This is a genomic window from bacterium SCSIO 12827 (assembly GCA_024397995.1).
GTDB lineage: Bacteria > Pseudomonadota > Alphaproteobacteria > Rhodospirillales > Casp-alpha2 > UBA1479.
In genome coordinates this window covers 3,770,267-3,793,191 of sequence record CP073746.1, presented here as the reverse complement: position 1 = coordinate 3,793,191, position 22,925 = coordinate 3,770,267, and the positions used below count along the sequence as shown (strand labels likewise).

The window sequence follows — 22,925 nt, the reverse complement described above, 5'->3', positions numbered from 1 at the left end:
ACGGTTTAATGATTCCCGACCAGAACCTCGCGGCGGCCGACGCGGTCGGCGGGGCTGACGACGCCCTGTTCCTCCATGCGTTCGATCAGGCGGGCCGCGCGGTTGTAGCCGATCTGAAGATGGCGCTGCACGAAGCTGGTCGACGCCTTGCCTTCGCGGGCCACGAGGGCGACGGCCTGATCGTACAGCGCGTCGCCGGAATCATTCCCGCCGCCGCTGTCGCCGAAGGTGCTGTTCTCATCGTCACGGGTGACGTCCTCGATATATTCGGGCGTGCCCTGGGATTTCAGGTGGCTGACGACCTGTTCGACCTCTTCATCGGACACGAAGGGTCCGTGCACGCGGGTGATGCGCCCGCCGCCGGCCATGTACAGCATATCGCCACGGCCAAGCAGTTGTTCAGCCCCCTGTTCGCCCAGGATGGTGCGGCTGTCGATCTTCGACGTGACCTGGAAGGAAATGCGGGTCGGGAAGTTGGCCTTGATGGTGCCGGTGATGACATCGACGGACGGGCGCTGGGTCGCCATCATGATGTGGATGCCGGCGGCCCGCGCCATCTGCGCCAGGCGCTGGATCGAGGCCTCGACGTCCTTGCCGGCAACCAGCATCAGGTCGGCCATTTCGTCGACCACGACGACGATGAAGGGCAGGGGGTCGGTGCCCAGCGCCTGGTCCTCGAACACGGGCCGGCCTTCGGCGTCGAACCCGGTCTGCACCCGGCGCGACAGCACTTCTCCCTTTTTCTTGGCCTCCAGAAGCCGCGCATTATAGCCCTCGATGTTGCGCACACCCAGTTGCGACATGGCGCGATAGCGTTCTTCCATCTCGCGCACGGTCCATTTAAGGGCCACGACGGCTTTTTTCGGGTCCGTAACGACCGGGGTCAACAGGTGCGGAATGCCTTCGTAGACCGACAGTTCCAGCATCTTGGGGTCGATCATGATGAAGCGGCATTGTTCGGGCGACAGGCGGTATAGCAGCGACAGGACCATGGCGTTCATGCCGACGGATTTGCCCGATCCGGTGGTGCCCGCGATCAACAGGTGCGGCATGGTCGCAAGGTCGGCGATGATCGGCCCACCGCCGATGTCCTTGCCAAGCGTCAGCGGCAGTTTGGCCTTGGTCCTCTCGAAGGTCTGCGAGGCGAGAAGTTCGCGCAGGTAAACCGATTCCCGGTCGGCGTTGGGCAGTTCGATGCCGATCACGCTGCGCCCCGGAACCACGGCGATGCGCACGCTGATCGCCGACATGGAGCGCGCGATGTCGTCGGACAGGCCGACCACGCGCGATGTTTTGGTGCCGGGGGCGGGCTCCAGCTCGTACAGGGTGACCACGGGGCCGGGGCGGACCTTGACGATCTCGCCCTTGACGCCGAAATCGTCGAGGACCGAGGCCAGATACTGCGCGTTCTGGGCCAGCTTGTCCGGATCATGGGCCGGGCCCTGGATCACGTCGGGTCCGCCCAAAAGGTCCAGGGTCGGCGTCCGGTAGGTGCCGTCGCCGCCGAGATCGAGGGAACGCTGGCGGTTGGCGGCCTTGGATTCCTTGGGCTTGGCGGCGGGCGGTTCGATCAGCGCCTTCTTCGATTTCGCGGCCTTGCGGTCGCGGGCGCGGGCGATCAGGCTCTTCTTGCTGTCCTTGGTGGTGCTGTCGACCGAGGCGCGTTCGCGCCGGGCGGGCATTTCGGCCGGCGCGATGGGATCAATGTCATCCAGGACGTCGGCGGCGATCGGCCCGTCCAGGTCGAGGGGGTCGGCGCTGCGCACCCGGCGGAATGTGTCGGTGGTCCAAAGCACGCCGGCACGCAGCCCCAGGAAGGTGCCGATAACGGCGCCGGCCAGGGCGCGCAGCCCGGTCAACCAGTCGCGCCGGGAAAAGCCCAGGGCGCAGATGAAGGACAAGGTGCCGATGACGGCGGCGGCGCTGCCCAGCCATTCGCCGGGCAGGGCGACGGGCACCTGGACCAGCAGCCGGGCCAAGCCGTCGAAGGCCAGGCCGCCGACGATCCCGCCCAACCCCGTGGCAAGCGGCCAGGTGTCTGGCCGGTCGAGGGGCGCCATGGCCAGGGTCAGGGTGACCAGGGCGATCAGAAGAAACAGCAGGCGCAGGGCCAGGCCCGAAAGCGCGCGCTGACGCAGCAGGGTCCAGCCCCAAGCCAGGGCGACCAGCGGCAGCAGCCCGGCAACCACGCCGAAGACCTGCAAGCCCAGGTCGGCGGTAACGGCGCCGGGGCGGCCCAGCAGATTCTGGACCGCGGCCCCCGTGGCCGTGTTCAGGGACGGATCGCCCGCATGAAAGGTGAACAGCGCGACACCCGCGGCCGCACCGGCGGCGATCAGGATCATGCCGGTGACCTCGGCCAGGCGGCGGCGCACGAACGCCCCGGTCCCTTGCGGGAACAGGTTGACCAAGCCGGAGGTATGTTGTGACGCTGCCATAAGCGGCTTCTAAGTTATTAAGGTTTACAAGACCTTAACAAGACGTCTTAAGGCAGTCTCTATGGTTTTTTGCTGATGGACCAGAGCAACCCGAATAAAGGCCTGCCCGGGGTTGCTGCCGTCGGCCAGGGCCGCGCTCATATAGGCCCCCGGCAAAACACGGATTGCCGCGTCTTTCCAAAGCTTTAGCGCCGCTTCTTCACCATTTCCCACATCCAGCCAAAGGAAAAAACCGCCGGCCGGGCGGCGGAATTCGAAACGGTCGCCGATGATCTCCGCCGCCGTGTTGATCAGGCCCTGATAGGCCGTGCGATAGCGAAAAGCGTCCGAATCGTCGGACCACAGCCGGGCCGAGGCATAGAGGGCGGGGTGCGGCATCTGCGCGCCCAGATAGTTGCGCAGCATGTGATAGCGCTTGATCAGGTCCGGGTCCCCGGCGACGAAGCCCGACCGCATGCCGGGTGCGGACGAGCGCTTGGACAGGGAATGAAACACCAGCACGTTGGTGAATTTGCCGTCCAGGCCGGCCGAAGCTTCCAGCGCGCCCGCCGGCGGAAAGGCGTCATAGATTTCCGCGTAACATTCGTCGACGACCACCACGAAATCATGACGCCGGGCCAGGATGATGACGTCCATCAACAGGCTCATGGACGCCACGCCGCCCTGCGGATTGCCTGGCGAGCACAGATAGAACAGCGCCGTGCGCGCCCAATCAGCCTCGGTCATCTGGGTCAGGTCGGGCATGAAGCCGGTTTCGGCGGTCGCCGGCAGGTGGCGGCGTTCCGCGCCGGAAAACACGGCGGCGGCCATATAGGTGTGGAAACAGGGATTGGGCATGACCACCAGGGGGGTCTGGCCGGCCTTTTGCGGCGGCACGACCAGATTGGCGACCAGGGCCAGGCCCTCGCGGGTCCCGACCACGGGCAGCACGTGGCGCTCCGGGTCCAACACGTCGGGGCCCAGGCCATAGCGGCGGCCGAGGAATCCGGCAACGGCCTTGCGGAAATCCGGGATCCCGTCGGTCTGCGGATAGCGGCCCCAAAGCGCGGCCTTGTCGGCCATGGTCTCGGCGATGGCGGGGGGTGGATCGAAGGTCGGATCGCCGACGGCGAGAGAAATCGGATCCAGCCTCGGGGCCGGGGCGTGGGCGTCTAGAAGGTTGCGCAGGCGGTCGAAGGGATAGACCGGCAGCATGTCGTATCGTGGGTTCAGCATGGCGTTGAGTCTATATCCCGGCCCCGTGCGGGCAAAGGCCGCTGAGGGGGGAATGGACAAAAAAAGAAGGGCCGGAAGACATGAGTCTTCCGGCCCCGTAGGAGAGTTGTGGAGGAGAGATTAGATGGTCTGTGATCCGCGGAATTCGGGATAAGCCTCGAGACCGCATTCGGCCATGTCGAGACCCTGTTCCTCTTCTTCCGGCGACACCCGGACCCCACCCATGACCATCTTCAGGACGAACCAGAGAATGGCGGAGGTGATGATCACGAAGATGCCGATGGAAACGACACCCACGGCCTGCGTGTAGAAGGACGCGTCGGCGTTGGACAGCGGCACCGCCATGGTGCCCCAGATGCCGGCCACCAGGTGGACCGGAATGGCGCCCACGACGTCGTCGATCTTCAGCTTGTCGAGCAGCGGCACGAAGACCACCACCAACACGCCACCAACGGCACCGATGATCGCGGCCAGGCCCAGGGAGGGCGTGTCCGGACCGGCGGTGATCGACACCAGACCGGCCAGGGCGCCGTTCAGCGCCATGGTCAGATCGACCTTCTTGTAGATCAGCTGGGTCAGGACGATGGCGGCCAGAACCCCGCCGGCAGCGGCGATGTTGGTGTTGATGTAGATGTTGGAGATCGCGATGGCATCAGCCGCCGAGCCCATGGCGAGCTGCGAGCCGCCGTTGAACCCGAACCAGCCGAGCCACAGGATGAAGGTACCCAGCGTGGCGAGCGGCAGATTGGCGCCCGGCATCGGCCGCACGGTGCCGTCGGCGCCGTACTTGCCCTTGCGGCCCCCGATGATGATGGCGCCGGTCAAGGCTGCCCAGCCGCCCACGGAGTGGACCAGGGTGGAGCCGGCGAAATCGGCGAAGCCCATTTCGGACAGCCAGCCGCCGCCCCACTGCCAGGAACCCTGGATCGGGTAGATGATGCCCGTCAGGACGACGGTGAAGGCCAGGAAGGCCCACAGCTTGACGCGTTCGGCCACGGTCCCGGAAACGATCGAGGCCGCGGTCGCGACGAACACCAACTGGAAGAAGAAGTCGGACGCCGCGGAATAGCCCACGGCACCGTCACCGACGAATTTGCCGGCGGCGGCCGCGCTGTCGTCCTGACCCCACAGGGCGAAGGAGCCCATGAAGCCGCCGTCCACACCCGAATACATCAGGTTGTAGCCGATCAGGTAGTACATGATCGAGGCGATGGAGAACAAAGCGACGTTCTTCAGGCACTGCATGGCGGTGTTCTTGGTCCGCACCAAGCCGGCTTCGAGCATGGAGAATCCCGCGGCCATCCACATGACCAGGAAACCGTGCACGAGGAACGAGAAGGTGTTGAAGACGAACTGAGATTCACCGGGAACCTCGGCATGTGCCGCGCCGGACATAACCAGCAGCAGCATCGCCGCTCCGACCACGCCGGCCAACCGCGCGACGCCTTTCGAAAGCGTATGTTTCAGATTTTCAATAAGCATTTGGAAAACCTCCTAAAGGGCATCCGCGCCGGATTCGCCCGTGCGGATCCGCACGGCCTGTTCAAGCGAGTAGACGAAAACCTTGCCGTCGCCGATCTTGCCGGTTTGGGCGGTTTTCTGAATGGTTTCGACGATGGAAGCGACGAGGTCGTCCTTTACGGCGATCTCAAGCTTCACTTTCGGCAGGAAGTTCACCATGTATTCGGCGCCGCGGTAGATTTCCGCTTGCCCCTTCTGGCGTCCGAAGCCCTTGACCTCGCTGACGGTCATACCTTCGACGCCTAAGGGCGTCAGGGCCTCTCGAACCTCCTCCAACTTAAACGGCTTGATAACGGCCATGATCAGCTTCATTTCGGTAATCCTTTCCGCTTTTTGGCCACGTCCCGGACGGGCGACCGAAAACTCCAGCGCCCGTCGATGGTTATGTGCCGGACCCCATGGCCCGATTTCGCAGCGCACAATTTCAAGAACCGTGCCGGAATCCATACAAGTTGATTTATTGTTTTATATCAGTCCTTTAAGGAGTTCAGGGGTGCGGGAATGATGACTAATCGTGCATATTATTTGTTCAAAAAACCTTATTTGCTTATTTATTAGCCAATTTCGGCATCTGGACATTCCGTTCTGACGGGGTGATTCTTGGCCGTAAGGCGGGCGGGCACTTTCCGGCGCCCAACGGCAGCGGCAAAGGCGGATTTCATGACCCGCAATGGGCAGGTGACGACCGACAGGGCGATGGACGGCGGAACGACCGACGTCTTGGCGGATGTGGCGATTGTCGGTGGCGGTCTGGTCGGCGGCACCCTCGCGGTGTTGCTGGCGAACGCCGGATTTTCCGTCACCCTGGTCGACCGCGCCGATCCGGCGGTCGGGCTCGACGCCGGTTTCGACGGCCGTGCCTCGGCCATCGCGCTGGCGACCCACCGGGTGCTGGTGGCGGCGGGCTTGTGGGACCATCTGGGCCCCCGGTCGTCGCCGATCCAGGACATCCGGGTCGCCGATGCGGGCTCCCTGCTGTTCCTGCATTACGACCACAGCCTGGTCGGCGACGCCCCCTTCGGCTACATGATCGAAAATCGTCATCTGCGGCGCGCCCTTTATGACGCGCAGCGCACGGCCCGCAACCTGACCGTCGTGGCCCCCGCCGGGATTGCGGCCATGGACCTGGATTCCGCCGGGGCCCGGTTGACGCTTGCCGACGGGCGGACCCTGGGGGCCCGCCTGATCGTCGGCGCCGACGGCCGCGGCTCGCGGACCCGGACCTGGGCCGGCATCCGTACCACGGGATGGGATTACGGCCAGACGGGCATCGTCTGCACGGTCGACCACGAACGGCCCCATGGGTTCGTCGCCCATGAACATTTCCTGGCCGCCGGGCCCTTCGCCATCCTGCCGATCAAGGGGGAAACAGGCCGCGAGCAACACCAGTCGTCCCTGGTGTGGACGGAACGGGACGCCCTGGCCCCGGCCCTCATGGCCCTTCCCGACGATGATTTCCTGGCCGAACTGGCGCTCCGCTTTGGTGACTTCCTGGGCTCCCTGGCACTGGTCGGCCCGCGCTGGAGCTACCCGCTGTCCCTGCTGGTTGCCGAGCGCGCCACGGCACCGCGCTTCGCCCTGGCGGGCGACGCGCTGCACGGCATGCACCCGATCGCCGGTCAGGGCTTGAACATGGGCCTGCGCGATGTCGCTGTCCTGGCCGAAGTCCTGGCCGACGCCAAGGGTCTGGGCCTCGATCTGGGCTCGCCCGCCGTGCTTGAAGATTATGAGCGCGGCCGCCGTTTCGACAATTCCCTGATGCTGGGGATGACCGACGCCCTCAATCGCCTATTCTCCAACGCCGTGCCGCCCTTGCGCCTGGCCCGGGATTTGGGCCTGGGCACGGTCAATGCCCTGCCCGAGCTGAAAAAGCTGTTCATGCGCCATGCCATGGGCGAGGTCGGTGACCTGCCGCGCCTGATGCGGGGCGAAACGCTGTAGGCGCCGGTTGATTCAGATCACCGCGCCAGCACGGCAGAAGGCCTATCAAAGGGCTGCCCGCCGGCCCGGACGCAACGTTTGACGGACCCTGCGGAAGCATTTAACAGAAGAGCCCGGCCCGCAGCGGGGCTGCGCTAGACGAAAATGGACGGCACCATGACATCTCCCTCCGCCAATACGGCGCGGCTTCAGGCCAGCCTGGACAGTTGCGAAACACGGCGGGAGCCGTTTTCCCACTGGCTGCTTGACGACGTGTTCACGGATGAGGTGGTGGAAGACCTCCGCGCCCTGCCGTTCGACGCACCCCGGGTCGAATATACAAAGGGGGCCCGTGCCGCCAACAACGACAGCCGCAGTTATTTCGATCCGGGCCGCCGCGCCGAATTCACCGTCTGCGAAGACATCGCCCAGGGGTTTCAGGACCCGGCCACGGTCAAGCGCATCGAAAAGATGTGCGGCATCGACCTCGCGGGCAGTTTCCTGCGCCTGGAATACGCGCAGGACCGCGATGGATTCTGGCTGCACCCGCACAAGGACATCTCGGTCAAGAAACTGAGCTTGCTGGTTTATCTGTCTCAGGCGCCGGACGGCGAAGACTGGGGCACCGATATCTATGCGGGGCCCAAGGAAGAAGACTATTTCGGCCCGACCCCGCACCGCCAGAACCGCGCCCTGGTGTTCGTGCCGGGGGCTGACACTTGGCACGGCTTCCGCCGCAAGCCGATCACCGGCGTGCGCCGGACCTTGATCGTTAATTATGTCGGCGACGACTGGAACAATACCCACGAACTGGCCTTTCCGGGTCAACCGGTCTAGGGACCGGCGGGCGCAGCGCCCCGGCATAAAATCCGCCGCCGTCAGGCAGATGTCAGGTTCGTTCCCCATAAGACAGGCGAACTCGGATTAAGGGTGTTCGCCTGTTGCCTGCTCGGAAGAATATCATTGTATTATCCCTGTGCCGCCGTTGGCTGGCTCCGGCGGCGTGTGGCGCGCTGATGATGGCCGCCGCCGCGCCGGCTGCTGCGGACGCCTGCGACCCCTTCCCCAATGATCCCTACGTCGGCGCCGTCAGCCATGAGCGGGTCATCGACTATGTCGACCGTAAGTTCGCCGGGGACTGGTCGCGCTATATCGAGCTGCAGGCTGAACGCATCCGCCGGATCGACGCCCTGGCCCGGGCGGGCAAGGCGCTGCCGGTACGGCACGACGGCGGCCGGGTCGACCTCACGGGAAGCGATCTGAACCACTATATCGCCATGGCGCGCAAACGCCTGCGGGTACTGCGCTGCCTCAGCCGCCGGCCGGAAACGGTTATCGAGGCCTCGGCCGAAAATCTGAACGATTTCGCGACGGCGGCCGGCGGGACCCAGGTTGCGGTGGTGCCGAAGGCCGCCAGCGCCGACAAAACCAAGGTTCCCGAAACACCCCCGGCGCCGCAGCAGGCCCGCCTGCAACTCCGCAGCCTGGTCGCCAGCCCACCGAGGCCGCCGCACGATCTGGTCATCATGACGTCCTGTGCCGGGGCCGAGGCACAAATCAAGGTCGCCAACTTGGGAGCACCCTTCCCGGCGCCCGGCAACATCACCGTGTTTCGCTTGGATGCGGACAATCAGGTCGTGAAGACCCGGCGTGTGCAGCTTGGCGCCAAACAGGTATCATCCTTTACGGTCAAGGGGCGGCCGGGCGTAACCGGGCGCTACGGCGTGTTCGTCGACCCCTCCTGGTATTTCCGCGGCCAAACGGTCGATGCCGCCCTGACCTGCGGCTGAGCGCCCAGGTCAGCGCCCTGCGGCCAGTCTTCTGCGTGCGGCGGGGTGAATTTCCTTGCCATCACCGCCCCTGATCGCGTTGAAATGACCCCCGAATGACGCGACGCATGGCTGGGAGGCAAGGTCGGTGACGATTGAGGTTGAATGGCGTGACTACGATGTGATCGTGGTTGGTTCGGGCGGGGCCGGCAGTGCCGCGGCGGATGCGGCGGCGGCCGAGGGCGCCCGCGTGCTGGTTGTGTCCAAGGATCCCATCGCCTGCTCCGACACCAAAATTTCCGAAGGCAACGCGACCGTGCGCGGCACGGTCAGCGACGCGGACACGGAACAGGTTCTGTCCGACAACCTGCGCGTATCCGGTGCGGACCTGCCGCTGCCGGCCCTGACCGACGCCTATGCCAAGGACAGCCGTCCCGCCTATGACTGGTACCGGGCTCACGGCCTGCGGCCCAAGATCAACCAGGATCGCAAGGGCCCCTTTGCCCGGCCCCTGGCCAAGGGCGGGCATACGGTGGCGCGCTCCGTCGGGCATAAGAACGCCGGGGTCGCCTTCAGCCATGCCGCCTGGGACGCCGTGGTCGAAGGTGCGCATATCGACTACCTGGAAGATGCCTGGTTCCTCGACCTTGCCGTGGAGGGGGCCGAAAACGGCGCTCCGGGCCGCGTCGCAGGTGGGCTGGTCTATCATGCCGCGTCGGGGACGCTGGTCGCCGTGCGGGCGCCCGCCGTGGTTATGGCGTCCGGCGGGCTCAATACTCTCTATTTTCCCAAAACGGACACCATGCGGGGCAACACGGGCGACGGCTATGCCGCCGCCGCCCGCGCCGGGGCCGATTTGGTTGATATGGAACAGGTGCAGTTCCTGCCATTCTGCCTGACGGCACCCGCGTCCTACGAAGGGCTGTTGGTGGGTGAGCCGTCGACGGCCAGTTTCCTCGGCGTGCTGCGCGACCGTCACGGCAAGGTTATTCTGGACGGCGTTTATCTGCGCACCCGTGCGGAATGTTCCGCGGCCATCATGCGCGCCGTCGCCGACGGCCGCGGCACGGATGATGGTGGCGCTTATCTGGACCTCACGGCGAACGCCCGCCTGCCCCGTTCCGGCAAGGGCTTCATGCGCTATCTGGAAACCTCCATGCCCTCGGCCTACCGCACGGCCCGCCAAGCCCTCAGCAAGCCGGCAGTGCGCTGCGAAGAATCCTGGGAAGTCCGTCCCGCCGCCCATTACACCATGGGCGGTATCCGCGTCGATGCCACCGGTGCGTCGGTCGGCGGCGCGGACGACGGTACGGCTGCTGCCGGATTGTCCGGGTTGTTCGCCGCCGGTCAGGCCATGGGCGGGGTGTTCGGCGCCAACCGCCTGGGCTCGACCGCGCTCACGGAAAACGTCGTGTTCGGCCTGCGGGCCGGGCGCGGTGCGGCGGATCACGCCCGGACCCACTCCCGCGCCACCGGCGACGATGCCTTCCGTTCGCTGATCGCCGCCGCCGTGGCCCAATTCGGGCAAAGTGGCGACCAGGCCCCGGCGCACCTCAAGCTCGAATTACAACGCGCGGCCTGGGACTGTATCGGCCCGGCGCGCACGGCCGACAGCCTGAACCGCATGGACGCCGTGATCGACGATCTGGCCGACCGCGCCGGGCGTGCGGCGGTGCCCGATTACGCCCTGTGGAATCAGGCTTTCATCGAATGGGTGGAATTGCGCAGCCTGCTCGACGTCGCCCGCGCGGTGACCGCGGCCGCCCGCGAACGGGACGCCAGCGTCGGCGGCCATGTGCGCCTGGACCGGCCCCAGGTATCGATCCTGGCGCAGCCCTATTCGACCGTGGTGCGCGGTCAGGCCGCGAATGATGGTGTGTTGCGCTTTCACGCGAACCGCGCCCGCCGACCGCGTACGCCGGCAATGCGTTTGCTTGCGATGCGCTTGAAAGATGCCTGGCGCAAGGTCCAGGCGAAGGTTCTCTGCCTGCTGCCGCCTGCCCTGCTCGACCCCATCCTCGACCGCCGTTACCGGGCCATCCTGGGCCCGGGTGACGCCGCCCCGGCCGTTTCACCCGGTGGACCCGCCGCCGCCGTTGCCGATGCCGCCGAATAAGAAAGCCCAGCCCATGAAGATTGATATCGTCACCACCCGCAACGGCGTCCGCGAAACCGTCGCCTATGATTACCGCCCCCGTCAGGAGGGCGAACGGCCGATGATCCTCGACGTCCTGTTGCAGGCCCAGGCGACGGCCCTGCCGGATCTCGCCTTCCGCTACGGCTGCCGGGCGCGCAATTGCGGGGTCTGTACGGTCGACGTCAACGGTCGCCCGCGCATCGCCTGCCGCGCCCGTGTGCGCGCGGGCGACCGCATCGAGCCCATGGCGACCCTGCCCGTGCTGGCCGATCTGGTGGTGCGTCGTGACGGCATCGCCCGCCAGTTACAGGGCCGCACGACGCCGGACCACCGCGACCCGGACGTCAACGCCGAAGCACCCGAGGCCTATCACGACCTGACTGCCTGCATCGAATGCTATGCCTGCCTGGACGGCTGTCCCATGCATGCCCGAAATTTCGGGGACGATGCCGCCGATGCGGCCGCGCCCGACGCGGCGACGGGCTATCGCTGGGGCAATCCGTTTTCGCTGTTGAAGCTGCAGCGCCTGCGCCTCGACCCCTGCGTGAGCGAGGACGGGCGGCAGGCGGCGCTGGATGCGGCGATCGACCTGGGCCTCGACGCCTGCGTCGGCTGCAAAGGCTGCAAATGCGGCGTCGGCATCGACCTCAAGGGTGGGGTCGTCGGCGAACTGCTGGCCGCTGCCGGGGACAGGGTGCCCGGTGACGGGGCTTCCGCCAGCTGACATCCTGCCCCTCGCGTGGATCAGGCGGCGTCGCGGCAGGCGTGGCCGATGCAGGCGATATGGCGGTGGTCCGTGCCGCAGCAGCCGCCCAGCACCGTGATATGCGGAAACGCCGCCAGCAGGACGCGGTACTGGCCGCCCAGTTCCTGGGGATTGCCTTCGTCCAGTTCCACCGAGTTGTCCAGTTCCGCATGGCTTTTGACGGAGGCATTGGCGCGAATGCCCCGGATGCGCCTGACCCAATCGGCCCCCGGTTCAAGGGCGTCCTGGAAATGGGTCGGATGGGCGCAGTTGATCATGTAATAGGCGACGGCGCCGCCGGTCGCGTCGTCGACGGCCTTGACGGCGTCGGCCAGGGTCCGCCCTTCGGGCAGGCGGCCGTCGGTTTCCGTGGTGAAGGAAATAACCACGGGCAGGGCGGCCTTTTCGGCGGCGCGGACAATGCCCGTCGCCTCACCCACATGAGTGATGGTCATGGCTGTCACCAGGTCGGCATCGGTTTCGGCGAAGGTTGCGATCTGGGCCGTGTGATAGGCCTCGGCCGCATTGGGGGTCAGCAGTTCCGCCGGGTTATAGCCGTCGCCGCGCGGGCCGATGTTGCCGCTGATCACCATGGGGTTTTGCGGGGTTTCGTGACGGGCGCGGATGTCGGCCATCAGGGCCACGGCCTCGACGTTGACGCGGGCCAGGTCCGTGCGTCCATAACCCAGTTTCGCCCCCCAGTCCGCATGGGCCCGCCAGGTCGGCGTTTCCAGGATGAAGCCGGCCTGCTGGGCCAGAGCGGCGAGGATAAAGGGCGTCATGTAGCTGGTGATCTCGGCCCGACCGGTGTCGTCGTCGAGCAAGGGGAAAGATGCGAATTCCGGCAGGTCGATGCCCCGCTGAAAGCAGAGATAGGTTTCCAGACCGCCGTCGGTGAGAAAGAGCCTGCCGTCCAGCTGCGGCAGTCGGCTGCGGTATGTCGCCATGGTTTGTATCCTTTTCAATGATTGTCGGTCGGATTAAATGAAGGGCGGCATGGATACCGGCTGGGTCCGGCCCGCGACAGGCGACCTGTGGTCCTGCCGGGGGGGTTTTCTTTTTGTCTTTAATATCAGCGGGGTGAACGCGGTTTCTGACGAGCCGTGAGAAGCCCTTGTCAATCATCGCGAAAAAACTGTACCTACGGTACAGCTTCGAAGGGTATGGCGGATGGTCTCAGGCATGAACACGCCCGCATCACGCAAAGGTGCGACGACGCGGGATCAAATTCTCGACGCCGCGGAAACGGCGGTCCTGGCAAAGGGCTTCGCCGGCACGTCGATTGACGAGCTGATCGCCGCCGTCGGGATCACCAAAAGCGGCTTTTTTTATCATTTCAAGGACAAGGGCGCGCTAGCGAAGGCGTTGCTTGAACGCTACATCGCGCGTGAGGACGCTCTGTTTGACGATCTGTTCAGCCGCGCGGACGAACTGAACGAGGACCCCCTGCACGGCTTCCTGGTCGGCCTCAGGATGCTGTCGGAACTGTTGGCGGACCTGCCCACGGGGCATCCCGGCTGCCTGATCGCCGCCTATTGCTATCAGGATCGCCTGTTCGACCGGGAGGTGCGCGAGCTCAACACCCGGGCGACCTTGGGGTGGCGCCGGCGGTTCCGGGACCGGCTCGACCGGATCGCCGCGCGCTATCCGCTGCGCGCAGATGTGGACTTGGACGATGTGGCAGACATGCTGTTGGTGGTCGCCGACGGCGGCATCATTCTGTCGAAGGCTGTCGGCGAAACGTCGCTCCTGGCCCGCCAGATTCTGCTGTACCGGGATTATCTGCGCCACTTGTTCCAGGCGTGAACCGCCTGCCGGCACCTAGGGGTCGCGTTTCAGGCCTTTGGCTTCCAAGGCCTCCAGATACCGCGACCACAGTTCGTCCTGCCGCGTCCCCATGTCGTAGAGGAATTCCCACGAAAAGATGCCGGTGTCGTGCAGGTCGTCGAATTTCAGGCGCACGGCGTAGTTGCCCACGGGCTCGGCACCGATAATGTTCACATGGCGGCGGCCGGCGATCACGGTCTTCTGCCCGGGGCCGTGGCCCTGGACTTCGGCCGAGGGGCTTTCCACGCGCAGCAGTTCCGCCGGGATGCGGAACTTGGCGCCGTCGTCGAAATCGATTTCCAGGACCTTGTCGTGTTTCTTGATGCGCAACTCCACCGGCGTGTGGCGGCTGCCGTGGTTGCCGCTTGCGGTCTGCGACTGAAAGGTCTTTCCGGTCGTCATGGTTGGGCGCTCCCGCCGTCGGCTTTGATCTGGCGCGCCTCGTCCGGCAGCATGATGGGGATGCCGTCCCGGATGGGATAGGCCAGGCCCGCCTGGCGGCTGATCAATTCGCCCTTGGCCGCATCATAATCCAGCGGCCCCTTGGTTACGGGACAGACCAGAATTTCCAGCAGTTTCGGGTCCACTTGGGCGTTGTTCATCAATGCCGTCTCCTTGAGTTGTCCCGGTGCTTACCCCCGGGCGGGCGTTCCGTCAGTGGGATGCGGCGCCCGGGTCGGGCGCCATGCCCCGGGCCGACATCTCCAGTAGGTCGATCAACAGCGCGGCCCGCGCCGTCGGGCCGTCGCATTCCAAAAGCGCCTGTTTCTCGCGCAGGTCGAACGGGCAGACCATGGCCAGCGACGTCACCAGAAGGGTGTCGGGCGCATCCTCGATGGACGACCAATCGGCATCGAGCCCGCGCGCGTCGAAAAACCCGGCCGCCGCCGCGACCAAACGGTCCCGGTCATAGGCCGGCTCGGCGTTTTCATCGAGATCGCCCGTGAATTCGCCGAAATCCGGGCGCACTAGGCGATAGCCATTGCGAGGCGTCAGTTCCTCGGCAACGCGGAATCGGGTCTGGCCCAGCAGAGTGATCAGAAACCGCCCGTCGCCGGTTTCGGAAAAGCTGACGATGCGGCCCAGGCAGCCCACGGGATAGATCGCGGCGTCATCGCGCAGATCCGGGTCGCGGGGGGCCTCGCCCTGAACCGGGGCGGGTTGAATCATGCCGATCACGCGGCCGGCCGCCATGGCGTCGAGGATCATGTTCAGGTAGCGCGGTTCGAAAATGTTCAGCGGCAACTGCCCGCCCGGCAACAGCAACGCCCCCGGCAGCGGGAAGATGGGCAGCATGTCCGGCAGCTTTCCCGTGTCCGGATAATGGGCGCCGTAGGCCATGGCGGTTCCTTTTTAAGAGAACAGAACCGACGACAGGCGCCGTCGCCCGGCAACGGTCAGCTCATGGGCGCCGCCCAGGGTGTCGAACACCTTGACCAATTGCTTGCGCGCGGCCTCGTCGTTCCATGCCCGGTCGCGGCGGACCAGTTCCAGCAGTTCATCGATCGCCCCTTCGGCGTCGCTGCGCGCGAACAGCGCCAACGCCAGGTCGAAGCGCGCCTGGTTATCCTTGGGATTGGCGTCAAGCCGGGCGCGCAGTTCCGCCGGGTCGCCGGTCTGGCCGATCTCCTTGGCCAGTTCCAGGGCCGAGGCGGCGGCCTCGATATCGGCCTTTACGCGCAGATTGGCCGGCAGGGACGTCAGGATTTCCTCTGCCTCGGCCAGCATGCCGAGGGCGACCTGGGCGCGCAGGATGCCGGAAATGGCGGCCTCGTTGGCCGGGTCCTGGGCCTGGATTTCCTTGAAGATCTCAAGCGCCAGATCGTTCTCGCCGGCGGCGAGTGCCGCCTGCCCCTGTTCCAATGCCTGGTCGAGCGGCGCCTTGGCGCCGTCCGTCAGCTTTTCGATGAAGGCCTTGACCTGGCTTTCCGGCAGCGCCCCCATGAAGGCGTCAACCGGCTGGCCGTTCTTGAAGGCATAGACCGTGGGCAGGGACTGCACGCGCAGCTGCTGGCACAAATCCTGGTTTTCGTCGGCGTTGACCTTGACCAGCTTGATCAGGCCGCCGGCCTGCAGGACCAATTTTTCCAACACAGGGGTCAGCTGTTTGCAGGGCCCGCACCAGGAGGCCCAGAAATCGACCAGGACGGGCACGTCTTTGGAGGCCTCGATCACATCCTGCACGAAGGTGCGGATGTCCGAATCCTTGATCAATGCCCCGTCCGCGCCCGCGGGCGGCGTGGCGCCGCCGGTGGGGGCCGGGCCGTCGGGTTTGGGGGTGGTCGTGCCGTCGGGATTGAGAATGAAAGCCATGCCGAAGTTCCGTCGTGTTTCTGTTAAGGGTGTCCGGCCGCCTGCAGGGACCGCAATCTGTCCCAAAGATGGCTGTTTGTCCCGCCCGCTGCAAGGCTTGCGGGCGGATTAGGCGGCCTGATGTGGTTTCCGATGCCGGACGGCTGCGGCCAGGGAGTACCAAGGGGCGGCCCGAACGGACATTAGTTTATTTTAGGGCCTTGCATTCGCCCTGCCTTCCCGTATATATCCCTCCCTCGCTTATAGCGACGCGGGCGTAGCTCAGGGGTAGAGCGCAACCTTGCCAAGGTTGAAGTCGTGAGTTCGAATCTCATCGCCCGCTCCAATTTCTCTTCCCATCCCACCGAAGACAATATCGGCCAATGCCGTCGGGGACCTACCCTGTACGGGGGGATATCCGCGTGCGCAGCCATGTTACGGCGCGCTCGGCCCAGGGGGCGACGAAGGCCAGACCGATCACCGCGACGAAGGGCGTCATAACGGCGAGATAGCGGTCTTCGAGATAGACCAGGGCATAAACCGCGGGCCAGGCCAATGCGAACAGCCAAAGGGCCGCGAACGCCAGTGGGCGCGTCTCCAGGGCCGATGGCCGCCAGGCACCACGGGCAAGAGATCGAATCACCATGATCGGAACACCGATCAGGAAGGCGGCCGTCAGCACGGTGGAAATCAGACGTGCCAGGGTCCTGGCGGCAAGCAGCAGGGCTTGATCAATGCGGCCGTGCTCAAGCAGGTTGCGCCGGATTTCACCCGGTCCGGGAAAGGGAGTGGTTCCGCCCGCCCATAGGCTGAGCCGTTCCGGTCCGCTCAGCGGCATGAACGCAAGGTAGGCGTAACGAGGGTCCATGCGTCCCAGGTAGATGGACGCGCGCTCCAGGGGATAGCGCCGCCAATGGTCGTAGAACAGGGTTTCGGCGTGGCGTGCGACGGCCAGGGCGCTCATGCCGTGTGCCGTCTTCAGGTGGCGGTTGATGGCCGTGAAGGTGACTCCGGGAATCGGATGAAGCGGCAGCAGACCGAGGCCGTCGGCCAGCAAGGGGTCTTCGGCGAACACCGGCTGGCCGCGCCGGGCCAGGTCGAGCACCGGATGGTACATCGCCGTCTGCGCGACGGTGGTGACGAAGCGTTCGCCGCTGCGCATCTGGTTCCATGACTTGTAGGCCTGGATGCCGAGCATAAGCGGCAACAGAAAGAGGACGAACACGGTGACCGTGCGGCGCAGGCCGCCGCCCGTCTTCAGGGCCCAGGTCAGGATCAGCGGCCAAAGCGCCAGATGCATGACCGCCCCCGCCTCGCGCAGCAGGAAGGCGGCGAGCAGAATCAGGCCGAGACCCAATGCCTCAACCATGCCCGGCGCCCGCCTGTCGAGCAGGCCGAGCGCCATATGCGCGGCCAGGAAGGTCAGCAAGGCCGCGTGCAGGCTGTCGGTCAGAACGCATTGGTCGAGAACAAAGGCGAGGCCCAGGCCCTGGGCTGCCGCAGCCACGGCGGCGGGCCATATGCGTCCCGTCAGGCGCAGCGTCAGGCGCCAGATCATGGCCGTCGCGCCGAGCGACAGGATCATCTGCAGAGCGATCAAAAACCAATCCCAGGCGCCGCCGAACAGCACCTTGAACAGGGCGATCAAGGCCGGATACCCGATGACCCGAAATGCCGTCAGGGGAAACAGCTCGGCATGCAGGTCAAGCGACCGGAGCCAATCACCCCCGGTCAGGACGGCGTTGGCGAACAGCACGTAGTCGTCACTGTCTGGCAGAAAAACCGGGCCCAGGACGGCGAGGAAGCCCGCCTTCACGGCGGCCAGTATGACAAGCATCGCCCATAGGGCCCTGGTTTGTGTTGCGGCTGTCATTGGCCCCCCCCGGTCCGTCGGCCGTGGCGCGGACGCCATGGGCCTGAGCGACCTTATGGGCGATTTTCCGCCACCCGAAAAGGCCAAGTGGCGGCCCATGCCCGCCAAACCGGCCATGAAACTTTAGCTTTTCATAACAAACCTTTGTTTATAGGCTGTTATCGGCTGATCCAATTTACCCGGCGGACATGCGGCTGCGGGCGGGTCGGCGACCACGGCAGGTCACCGCGCCGCCCCCTCAAAAAAATCGGGGGCCGCGCTTTCTGGGAGGGGTCTATGCCAATCAAACGGGATTTGAAAACCGATGCGCTGCTGAAGCAGGTGTCGAAGCTGATGCGGGGCAGCGCCAAGGGTGCCAAGGCGACGACCCTGGTCCATTACGCCGACCAGTATTTCGCCCATATGCCGCCCATGGACATCCACGCCCGCGACGCGGAAACCCTGGCGGGGATCGCCAAAAGCCATTGGAAGACCGCGGCCCAACACAAGCAGGGCAAGCCCTCTGTCCGCGCCTACAAGCCCGATGCCAAGAAGGACGGCTGGACCGCCAACCGCACGGTCGTCGACATCGTTACCGAGGACATGCCGTTCCTGGTCGATTCTGTGTCGTCGGAAATGAACCGCCGCGGCCTGACCGTGCATCTGGTGGTGCATCCGATCCTCAAGGTCAAGCGCGACGCCTTGGGCCGCCTGCAGCGGATCCTCGATCCCGGCGAGCCCGAGGACGGCGCGCGCCTGGAATCCTGGATGCATATCGAGGTCGACGAGGAAACGCCCGACGGCCAGCGCGACATCGAAAAATCCGTGCTCAAGGTTCTCGACGACGTGCGCCTGTCGGTTCAGGACTGGCGGCCCATGCGCGAACGCATGGCGCGGATCATCGACGATTTCCGCCATACCTCGGGCCCGGCGCCGCTTGAGGAAGCCAACGAGGTGCGCGAGTTCCTGCGCTGGATCCACGATAACAACTTCACCTTCCTGGGCTCCCGCGATTACAAGATTTCCGGTTCTGGCCCCAAGACCTCGGTCGCCGTTGATAAGAAATCGGCGCTCGGCATCCGGCGCGACCTCGATATGTCGGTGCTGACCTATGCGGCGGACAGTTCCAAGATTCCGCCCGAAGTGCGCGCCTTCATCTCCGACCCGGGCCTGATCGTCGTTACCAAATCGAACCAGCGGTCCACCGTGCACCGGCCCGTGCATATGGACGCCATCGGCATCAAGAGCTTCGACAAGGACGGCAAGGTCACGGGGCTGCGCATCTTTGTCGGCCTGTTCACCTCCGCCGCCTACAACCGCAGCCCGCGCGACATCCCGCTGCTGCGCCGCCGCCTGCAGCAGGTGCTGGACCGTGCCGGCCTGCAGCCCGGCAGCCACGACGGCAAGGCCATGACCAACATCCTGGAGACCTATCCACGGGATGAGCTGTTCCAGATTTCCGAGGAACAGCTATTGGAAACGGCCATGGGCATCCTGCATCTGCAGGACCGTCAGCGCGTGGCCCTGTTCATGCGCCAGGATAATTTCGGGCGCTTCGTATCTTGCATGATCTACGTGCCGCGCGACCGCTACACCATGAACATGCGCGAACGCATGCAGGACATCCTGTGCGAGGCGCTGAACGGCCGGGTCTCCAACTTCTCGACCACCTTGGGCGACGCGCCGCTGGCGCGGGTCTATCTGATCATCGCGACGGAACCGGGCAAGCTTCCGGCCTATTACGCCAAGGGCCTGGAAAACAAGCTGACACGGGCCGCCCGGACCTGGGCCGATGACCTGGCGGAGGCGCTCACCAAGGCCGCCGGTGAAACGGAAGGCCTGCGCCTGACCCGCCGTTTCCAGAATGCCTTCGGCCCGGGCTATACGGCCCAATACAGCGCCGAGGACGCGGTCACCGATATCGAGGTGATCGAGGAATCGCTGACCGCCGAGCGGATCGGCCTGCACCTGTACCGGCCCGAAGGGGCGCCCGGCAATCAGGTGCGCTTCAAGGTTTATCATCCGGACACGGCAGTGCCCCTGTCGGACGCCCTGCCCGTGTTCGAACACATGGGGTTCCGGGTCATCGATGAGAACCCGCACGAGGTTTCCTGCGACGACGGCAACGGCGGCGGCGTGAAGACCCTGATGATCCATGACTTCGGCCTGGAAACCCGCGACAACGGCGACGTCGACATCCCGGCCATCAAGGACAAATTCGAAGACGCTTTCGCCCGCGTGTGGCGCGGCGAGATCGAAAGCGACGGCTTCAACGCCCTGGTTGCCCGCGGCGGCCTGGACTGGCGCGAGGTCCTGATCCTGCGCGCCTATTGCCGCTGCCTGCGCCAGATGGGCATCCCCTATTCCCAGACCTATATGGAACAGACCCTGGCCAAGCACCTGGGCCTGGCCAACATGATCGTGCAGCTGTTCATGGTGCGCATGGCGGTCACGAAGCAGTCGGCGGCGGAACGGGACAAGCAGGCGGCCGCCCTGCACGGCAAGATGCGCGACGCGCTCGAGGCCGTGACCAGCGCCGACGAAGACCGCATCCTGACCCGCTTCATCAATTTGGTCGATGCCACCCTGCGCACCAACTTCTTCCAACCCGCCGCCGACGGCGGCTACAAGCCCTATGTCTCGTTCAAGTTCAATTCGCGCTTGATCGACGACCTGCCCAAGCCCCGGCCGCTGCGCGAGATTTTCGTCTACAGCCCGCGGGTCGAGGGTGTGCACCTGCGGTTCGGCTTCGTCGCCCGCGGCGGTCTGCGCTGGTCCGACCGGCCGGAAGATTTCCGCACGGAAATCCTGGGATTGGTCAAGGCGCAGCAGGTCAAGAACGCGGTTATCGTGCCGGTCGGCTCCAAGGGTGGTTTCGTGGTCAAGCGCCCGCCCACGGACGGCGGGCGCGACGCCTTCATGGCCGAAGGCATCGAATGCTACAAGACGCTGATCCGCGGGTTGCTGGACGTCACCGACAACCTGAAGGGGACGCGCGTGGTGCCGCCGAAAAGCGTCTATCGCTGGGACGACGACGATCCCTATCTGGTGGTCGCGGCGGACAAGGGCACGGCGACGTTTTCCGACATCGCCAACGGTGTGTCGATGGATTACGGCCATTGGTTGGGCGATGCCTTCGCCTCCGGCGGCTCGGTCGGCTACGACCACAAAGGTATGGGCAGCACCGCCAAGGGGGCTTGGGAATCGGTCAAGCGCCACTTCCGCGAAATCGGCACGGACATCCAGAACGAAGACTTCACCGTGGTCGGCGTCGGCGACATGTCGGGCGACGTGTTCGGTAACGGCATGATGCTGTCCAAGCACATCAAGCTGCAGGGTGCGTTCAACCACATGCACATCTTCGTCGACCCCGATCCGGACCCGGCCAAGACCCATGCCGAACGGGTGCGTCTGTTCAACCTGGGGCGCTCAAGCTGGTCCGATTACGACACCAAGAAAATGTCCAAGGGCGGCGGCATTTATGAACGCAGCGCCAAGGCCATCAAGCTGTCGCCGGAAGCGCGCGCGTGTTTCGGCCTGACCAAGGACACCGTTTCGCCCAACGAACTGATCCAGGCCATGCTGCGCGCGCCGGTCGATCTGCTGTGGTTCGGCGGCATCGGCACCTACATCAAGGGTCAGGCGGAATCCAGCGCCGACGTGGGCGACCGCGCCAACGACGCCATCCGCATCAACGGCACGGAGGTTCAGGCCCAAGTCGTCGGCGAGGGTGCGAACCTGGGTTGCACGCAAAAGGGCCGCATCGAATACGCCATGAAGGGCGGCCGGCTGAACACGGATTCCATCGACAATTCCGCCGGCGTCGACTGTTCGGACCACGAGGTCAACATCAAGGTCCTGCTCGGCGCCGTCGTCGCCAAGGGCGGGCTGACCGAAGCCCAGCGCAACAAGCTTTTGGCCCGCATGACCGACGAGGTCGGCGAACTGGTGCTCAAGCACAACTACAACCAGACCCAGGCGATCTCCTCGATCCAGGCCAAGGGGGCCCACACCCTCGACAATCAGATCCGGCTCATGCGGCTTCTGGAAAAGCGCGGCCTGTTGGAGCGCGCTGTCGAATTCCTGCCCGATGACGAGCAACTGTCCGAGCGCGCCGCCCAGCACAAGGGCCTGACCCGCCCGGAACTCTCGGTGCTGATCGCCTATGCCAAGAACTGGCTGTATGACGAGTTGCTGAAAAGCGATCTGCCGGACGATCCCTTCCTGCTCGACGAAATCGTGCAGTATTTCCCCTCGGATCTGCGTCAGAAATATCTGCCCGAGATGAAGACCCATCGGCTCAAACGCGAAATCATCGCCACCCGGGTCACCAATTCCATGGTCAACCGGGTCGGTGATACCTTCGTCACCGAATTCATGGAAAAGACGGGCCGCCAGCCGGCGGAAATCGCCCGCGCCTATACCATCGCCCGCGAAGTCCTGCGCACGCGCCTGATCTGGGCCGAGATCGAGGCCCTCGACAACAAGGTGCCGACCCGCGCCCAGACCTCCATGCTCGCCGATCTCAACCGGCTCTTGGAATGGGTGACCCTGTGGTTCCTGCGTAACGGTAAAAAGGGCCTCGACATCGGTGCTCATGTTGCTGAATTCGGCGCCGGCATGGCGGAACTGGCCGATCACATTTCCGCCGTGGTGCCCAAGCACTACATCGACGACATGAAAAACCGTGCCAAGCCGTACCTTGATGACGGCGTGCCGACGGCCCTGGCGCATAAGGTTGCCCATCTGGTGAACTTGTATTCGGCGCCGGATATCGTGGGCCTGGCCAATCGGCGCAAGATGGACGTGCGCGAGGTCGCCAAGGTCTATTTCGCGCTCGGCACCCGGTTCCGCCTGGGCCGCCTGCGCGCGGCCGCGTCAAACCTGGAATCGGAAGATCACTGGCAGCAGTTGGCCGTCGCCGCCCTGGTCGAGGAAGTCTACGCGCACCAACTGGCGCTGGCGTCCAACGCCCTCGACCATCTCGGCAAGGCGGGCAAGGACACGGACAAGGCGATCGCCGCCTGGGTCGTGCGCAACCAGGCCGCCGTCGATCAGACCGAGGTGCTGTTGAACGAGCTGTGGACGACCGAGGTCAACGACCTCAGCATGGTCGCCGTCGCCTCGCGCCAATTGCGTGCCCTGGCGGATGCCCAGGCATAGCATTCGCGGCGAATTACCGGGGTAATACGAATCAAGTTCTCTTGCC

The 22,925-nt window shown here is 65.1% G+C and carries 17 protein-coding genes and 1 tRNA gene; 8 read left to right on the top strand and 10 right to left on the bottom strand.

Translation table 11 applies throughout. The features are described 5' to 3' along the window. Positions 1 to 5: 5 nt before the first annotated feature. The 4 genes from KFF05_17725 to KFF05_17710 all read right to left on the bottom strand — a co-directional run bounded on the left by KFF05_17725 (position 6) and on the right by KFF05_17710 (position 5,486). Positions 6 to 2,438 (bottom strand): DNA translocase FtsK 4TM domain-containing protein, encoded by a 2,433-nt coding sequence (locus KFF05_17725; GenBank protein UTW51705.1) that lies wholly within the window; start codon positions 2,436 to 2,438, stop codon positions 6 to 8. A gap of 24 nt (positions 2,439 to 2,462) precedes the next feature. After that, positions 2,463 to 3,653, bottom strand: a complete 1,191-nt coding sequence (locus tag KFF05_17720) for an aminotransferase class I/II-fold pyridoxal phosphate-dependent enzyme (protein ID UTW51704.1) — start codon at positions 3,651 to 3,653, stop codon at positions 2,463 to 2,465. A gap of 120 nt (positions 3,654 to 3,773) precedes the next feature. Then, positions 3,774 to 5,135: an ammonium transporter gene (locus tag KFF05_17715; GenBank protein ID UTW51703.1), complete on the bottom strand. Its 1,362-nt coding sequence runs from the start codon at positions 5,133 to 5,135 to the stop codon at positions 3,774 to 3,776. A gap of 12 nt (positions 5,136 to 5,147) precedes the next feature. After that, positions 5,148 to 5,486 carry a P-II family nitrogen regulator gene (locus tag KFF05_17710; GenBank protein ID UTW53778.1) on the bottom strand — a complete coding sequence of 113 codons (339 nt, stop codon included), beginning with the start codon at positions 5,484 to 5,486 and terminating at the stop codon, positions 5,148 to 5,150. A 384-nt stretch (positions 5,487 to 5,870) separates the two neighbouring features. On the opposite strand from KFF05_17710, the gene KFF05_17705 reads away from it, so the two are divergent. The 5 genes from KFF05_17705 (at position 5,871) to KFF05_17685 (ending at position 11,724) form a co-directional block, all read left to right on the top strand. After that, a complete protein-coding gene (locus tag KFF05_17705) occupies positions 5,871 to 7,115 on the top strand; it encodes a UbiH/UbiF/VisC/COQ6 family ubiquinone biosynthesis hydroxylase (protein UTW53777.1) in 1,245 nt (414 codons plus the stop codon). Between the two features lie 156 nt (positions 7,116 to 7,271). Next, complete coding sequence (locus KFF05_17700; GenBank protein ID UTW51702.1) at positions 7,272 to 7,931, top strand: 2OG-Fe(II) oxygenase; 660 nt, start codon at positions 7,272 to 7,274, stop codon at positions 7,929 to 7,931. A gap of 179 nt (positions 7,932 to 8,110) precedes the next feature. After that, a complete protein-coding gene (locus tag KFF05_17695; protein ID UTW51701.1) occupies positions 8,111 to 8,884 on the top strand; it encodes a hypothetical protein in 774 nt (257 codons plus the stop codon). Between the two features lie 127 nt (positions 8,885 to 9,011). Beyond that, positions 9,012 to 10,979 carry an FAD-binding protein gene (locus KFF05_17690; GenBank protein UTW51700.1) on the top strand — a complete coding sequence of 656 codons (1,968 nt, stop codon included), beginning with the start codon at positions 9,012 to 9,014 and terminating at the stop codon, positions 10,977 to 10,979. A gap of 13 nt (positions 10,980 to 10,992) precedes the next feature. Then, the gene (locus KFF05_17685) at positions 10,993 to 11,724 is read left to right on the top strand and encodes a 2Fe-2S iron-sulfur cluster binding domain-containing protein (protein UTW51699.1); all 732 of its coding nucleotides are present in this window, start codon (positions 10,993 to 10,995) and stop codon (positions 11,722 to 11,724) included. Between the two features lie 20 nt (positions 11,725 to 11,744). Here the strand turns inward: KFF05_17685 and KFF05_17680 are convergent, their stop codons facing one another. Continuing rightward, positions 11,745 to 12,692 (bottom strand): homocysteine S-methyltransferase family protein, encoded by a 948-nt coding sequence (locus tag KFF05_17680; protein ID UTW51698.1) that lies wholly within the window; start codon positions 12,690 to 12,692, stop codon positions 11,745 to 11,747. A 223-nt stretch (positions 12,693 to 12,915) separates the two neighbouring features. Here KFF05_17680 and KFF05_17675 point away from each other — a divergent pair, with 223 nt between their 5' ends. Further along, complete coding sequence (locus tag KFF05_17675; protein ID UTW51697.1) at positions 12,916 to 13,551, top strand: TetR/AcrR family transcriptional regulator; 636 nt, start codon at positions 12,916 to 12,918, stop codon at positions 13,549 to 13,551. Between the two features lie 15 nt (positions 13,552 to 13,566). Here the strand turns inward: KFF05_17675 and KFF05_17670 are convergent, their stop codons facing one another. The 4 genes from KFF05_17670 to trxA are packed head-to-tail and all read right to left on the bottom strand — an operon-like array spanning position 13,567 to position 15,885. Beyond that, positions 13,567 to 13,974 carry a DUF971 domain-containing protein gene (locus KFF05_17670; protein UTW51696.1) on the bottom strand — a complete coding sequence of 136 codons (408 nt, stop codon included), beginning with the start codon at positions 13,972 to 13,974 and terminating at the stop codon, positions 13,567 to 13,569. Further along, entirely contained in the window at positions 13,971 to 14,174 is a 204-nt protein-coding gene (locus tag KFF05_17665; GenBank protein ID UTW51695.1) for a Trm112 family protein, read from the bottom strand. Before KFF05_17665 ends, KFF05_17670 begins: the two co-directional genes overlap by 4 nt. A 52-nt stretch (positions 14,175 to 14,226) precedes the next feature. Continuing rightward, positions 14,227 to 14,913, bottom strand: coding sequence for an LON peptidase substrate-binding domain-containing protein (locus tag KFF05_17660; protein ID UTW51694.1), 687 nt, complete (start codon positions 14,911 to 14,913; stop codon positions 14,227 to 14,229). Between the two features lie 12 nt (positions 14,914 to 14,925). After that, a complete protein-coding gene (gene trxA, locus KFF05_17655; protein UTW51693.1) occupies positions 14,926 to 15,885 on the bottom strand; it encodes a thioredoxin in 960 nt (319 codons plus the stop codon). A gap of 250 nt (positions 15,886 to 16,135) precedes the next feature. Between trxA and KFF05_17650 the strand changes: the two genes are divergently transcribed. Further along, a tRNA-Gly gene (locus KFF05_17650) sits at positions 16,136 to 16,210 on the top strand. Positions 16,211 to 16,261: 51 nt separating this feature from the next. Here KFF05_17650 and KFF05_17645 read toward each other — a convergent pair. Beyond that, positions 16,262 to 17,701 carry a hypothetical protein gene (locus tag KFF05_17645; protein UTW51692.1) on the bottom strand — a complete coding sequence of 480 codons (1,440 nt, stop codon included), beginning with the start codon at positions 17,699 to 17,701 and terminating at the stop codon, positions 16,262 to 16,264. A 312-nt stretch (positions 17,702 to 18,013) separates the two neighbouring features. On the opposite strand from KFF05_17645, the gene KFF05_17640 reads away from it, so the two are divergent. Beyond that, positions 18,014 to 22,879, top strand: coding sequence for an NAD-glutamate dehydrogenase (locus tag KFF05_17640; protein UTW51691.1), 4,866 nt, complete (start codon positions 18,014 to 18,016; stop codon positions 22,877 to 22,879). The last annotated feature ends 46 nt before the right edge of the window (positions 22,880 to 22,925 follow it).

Coding starts and splice junctions, on each gene's coding strand:
- KFF05_17685 (UTW51699.1), top strand. CDS start 10,993: ATGAAGATTGATATCGTCACCACCCGCAACGGCGTCCGCGAAACCGTC.
- KFF05_17670 (UTW51696.1), bottom strand. CDS start 13,974: ATGACGACCGGAAAGACCTTTCAGTCGCAGACCGCAAGCGGCAACCAC.
- KFF05_17715 (UTW51703.1), bottom strand. CDS start 5,135: ATGCTTATTGAAAATCTGAAACATACGCTTTCGAAAGGCGTCGCGCGG.
- KFF05_17645 (UTW51692.1), bottom strand. CDS start 17,701: ATGCTTGTCATACTGGCCGCCGTGAAGGCGGGCTTCCTCGCCGTCCTG.
- KFF05_17720 (UTW51704.1), bottom strand. CDS start 3,653: ATGCTGAACCCACGATACGACATGCTGCCGGTCTATCCCTTCGACCGC.
- trxA (UTW51693.1), bottom strand. CDS start 15,885: ATGGCTTTCATTCTCAATCCCGACGGCACGACCACCCCCAAACCCGAC.
- KFF05_17660 (UTW51694.1), bottom strand. CDS start 14,913: ATGGCCTACGGCGCCCATTATCCGGACACGGGAAAGCTGCCGGACATG.
- KFF05_17680 (UTW51698.1), bottom strand. CDS start 12,692: ATGGCGACATACCGCAGCCGACTGCCGCAGCTGGACGGCAGGCTCTTT.
- KFF05_17640 (UTW51691.1), top strand. CDS start 18,014: ATGCCAATCAAACGGGATTTGAAAACCGATGCGCTGCTGAAGCAGGTG.
- KFF05_17700 (UTW51702.1), top strand. CDS start 7,272: ATGACATCTCCCTCCGCCAATACGGCGCGGCTTCAGGCCAGCCTGGAC.
- KFF05_17675 (UTW51697.1), top strand. CDS start 12,916: ATGGTCTCAGGCATGAACACGCCCGCATCACGCAAAGGTGCGACGACG.
- KFF05_17705 (UTW53777.1), top strand. CDS start 5,871: ATGGACGGCGGAACGACCGACGTCTTGGCGGATGTGGCGATTGTCGGT.
- KFF05_17695 (UTW51701.1), top strand. CDS start 8,111: ATGATGGCCGCCGCCGCGCCGGCTGCTGCGGACGCCTGCGACCCCTTC.
- KFF05_17710 (UTW53778.1), bottom strand. CDS start 5,486: ATGAAGCTGATCATGGCCGTTATCAAGCCGTTTAAGTTGGAGGAGGTT.
- KFF05_17725 (UTW51705.1), bottom strand. CDS start 2,438: ATGGCAGCGTCACAACATACCTCCGGCTTGGTCAACCTGTTCCCGCAA.
- KFF05_17665 (UTW51695.1), bottom strand. CDS start 14,174: ATGAACAACGCCCAAGTGGACCCGAAACTGCTGGAAATTCTGGTCTGT.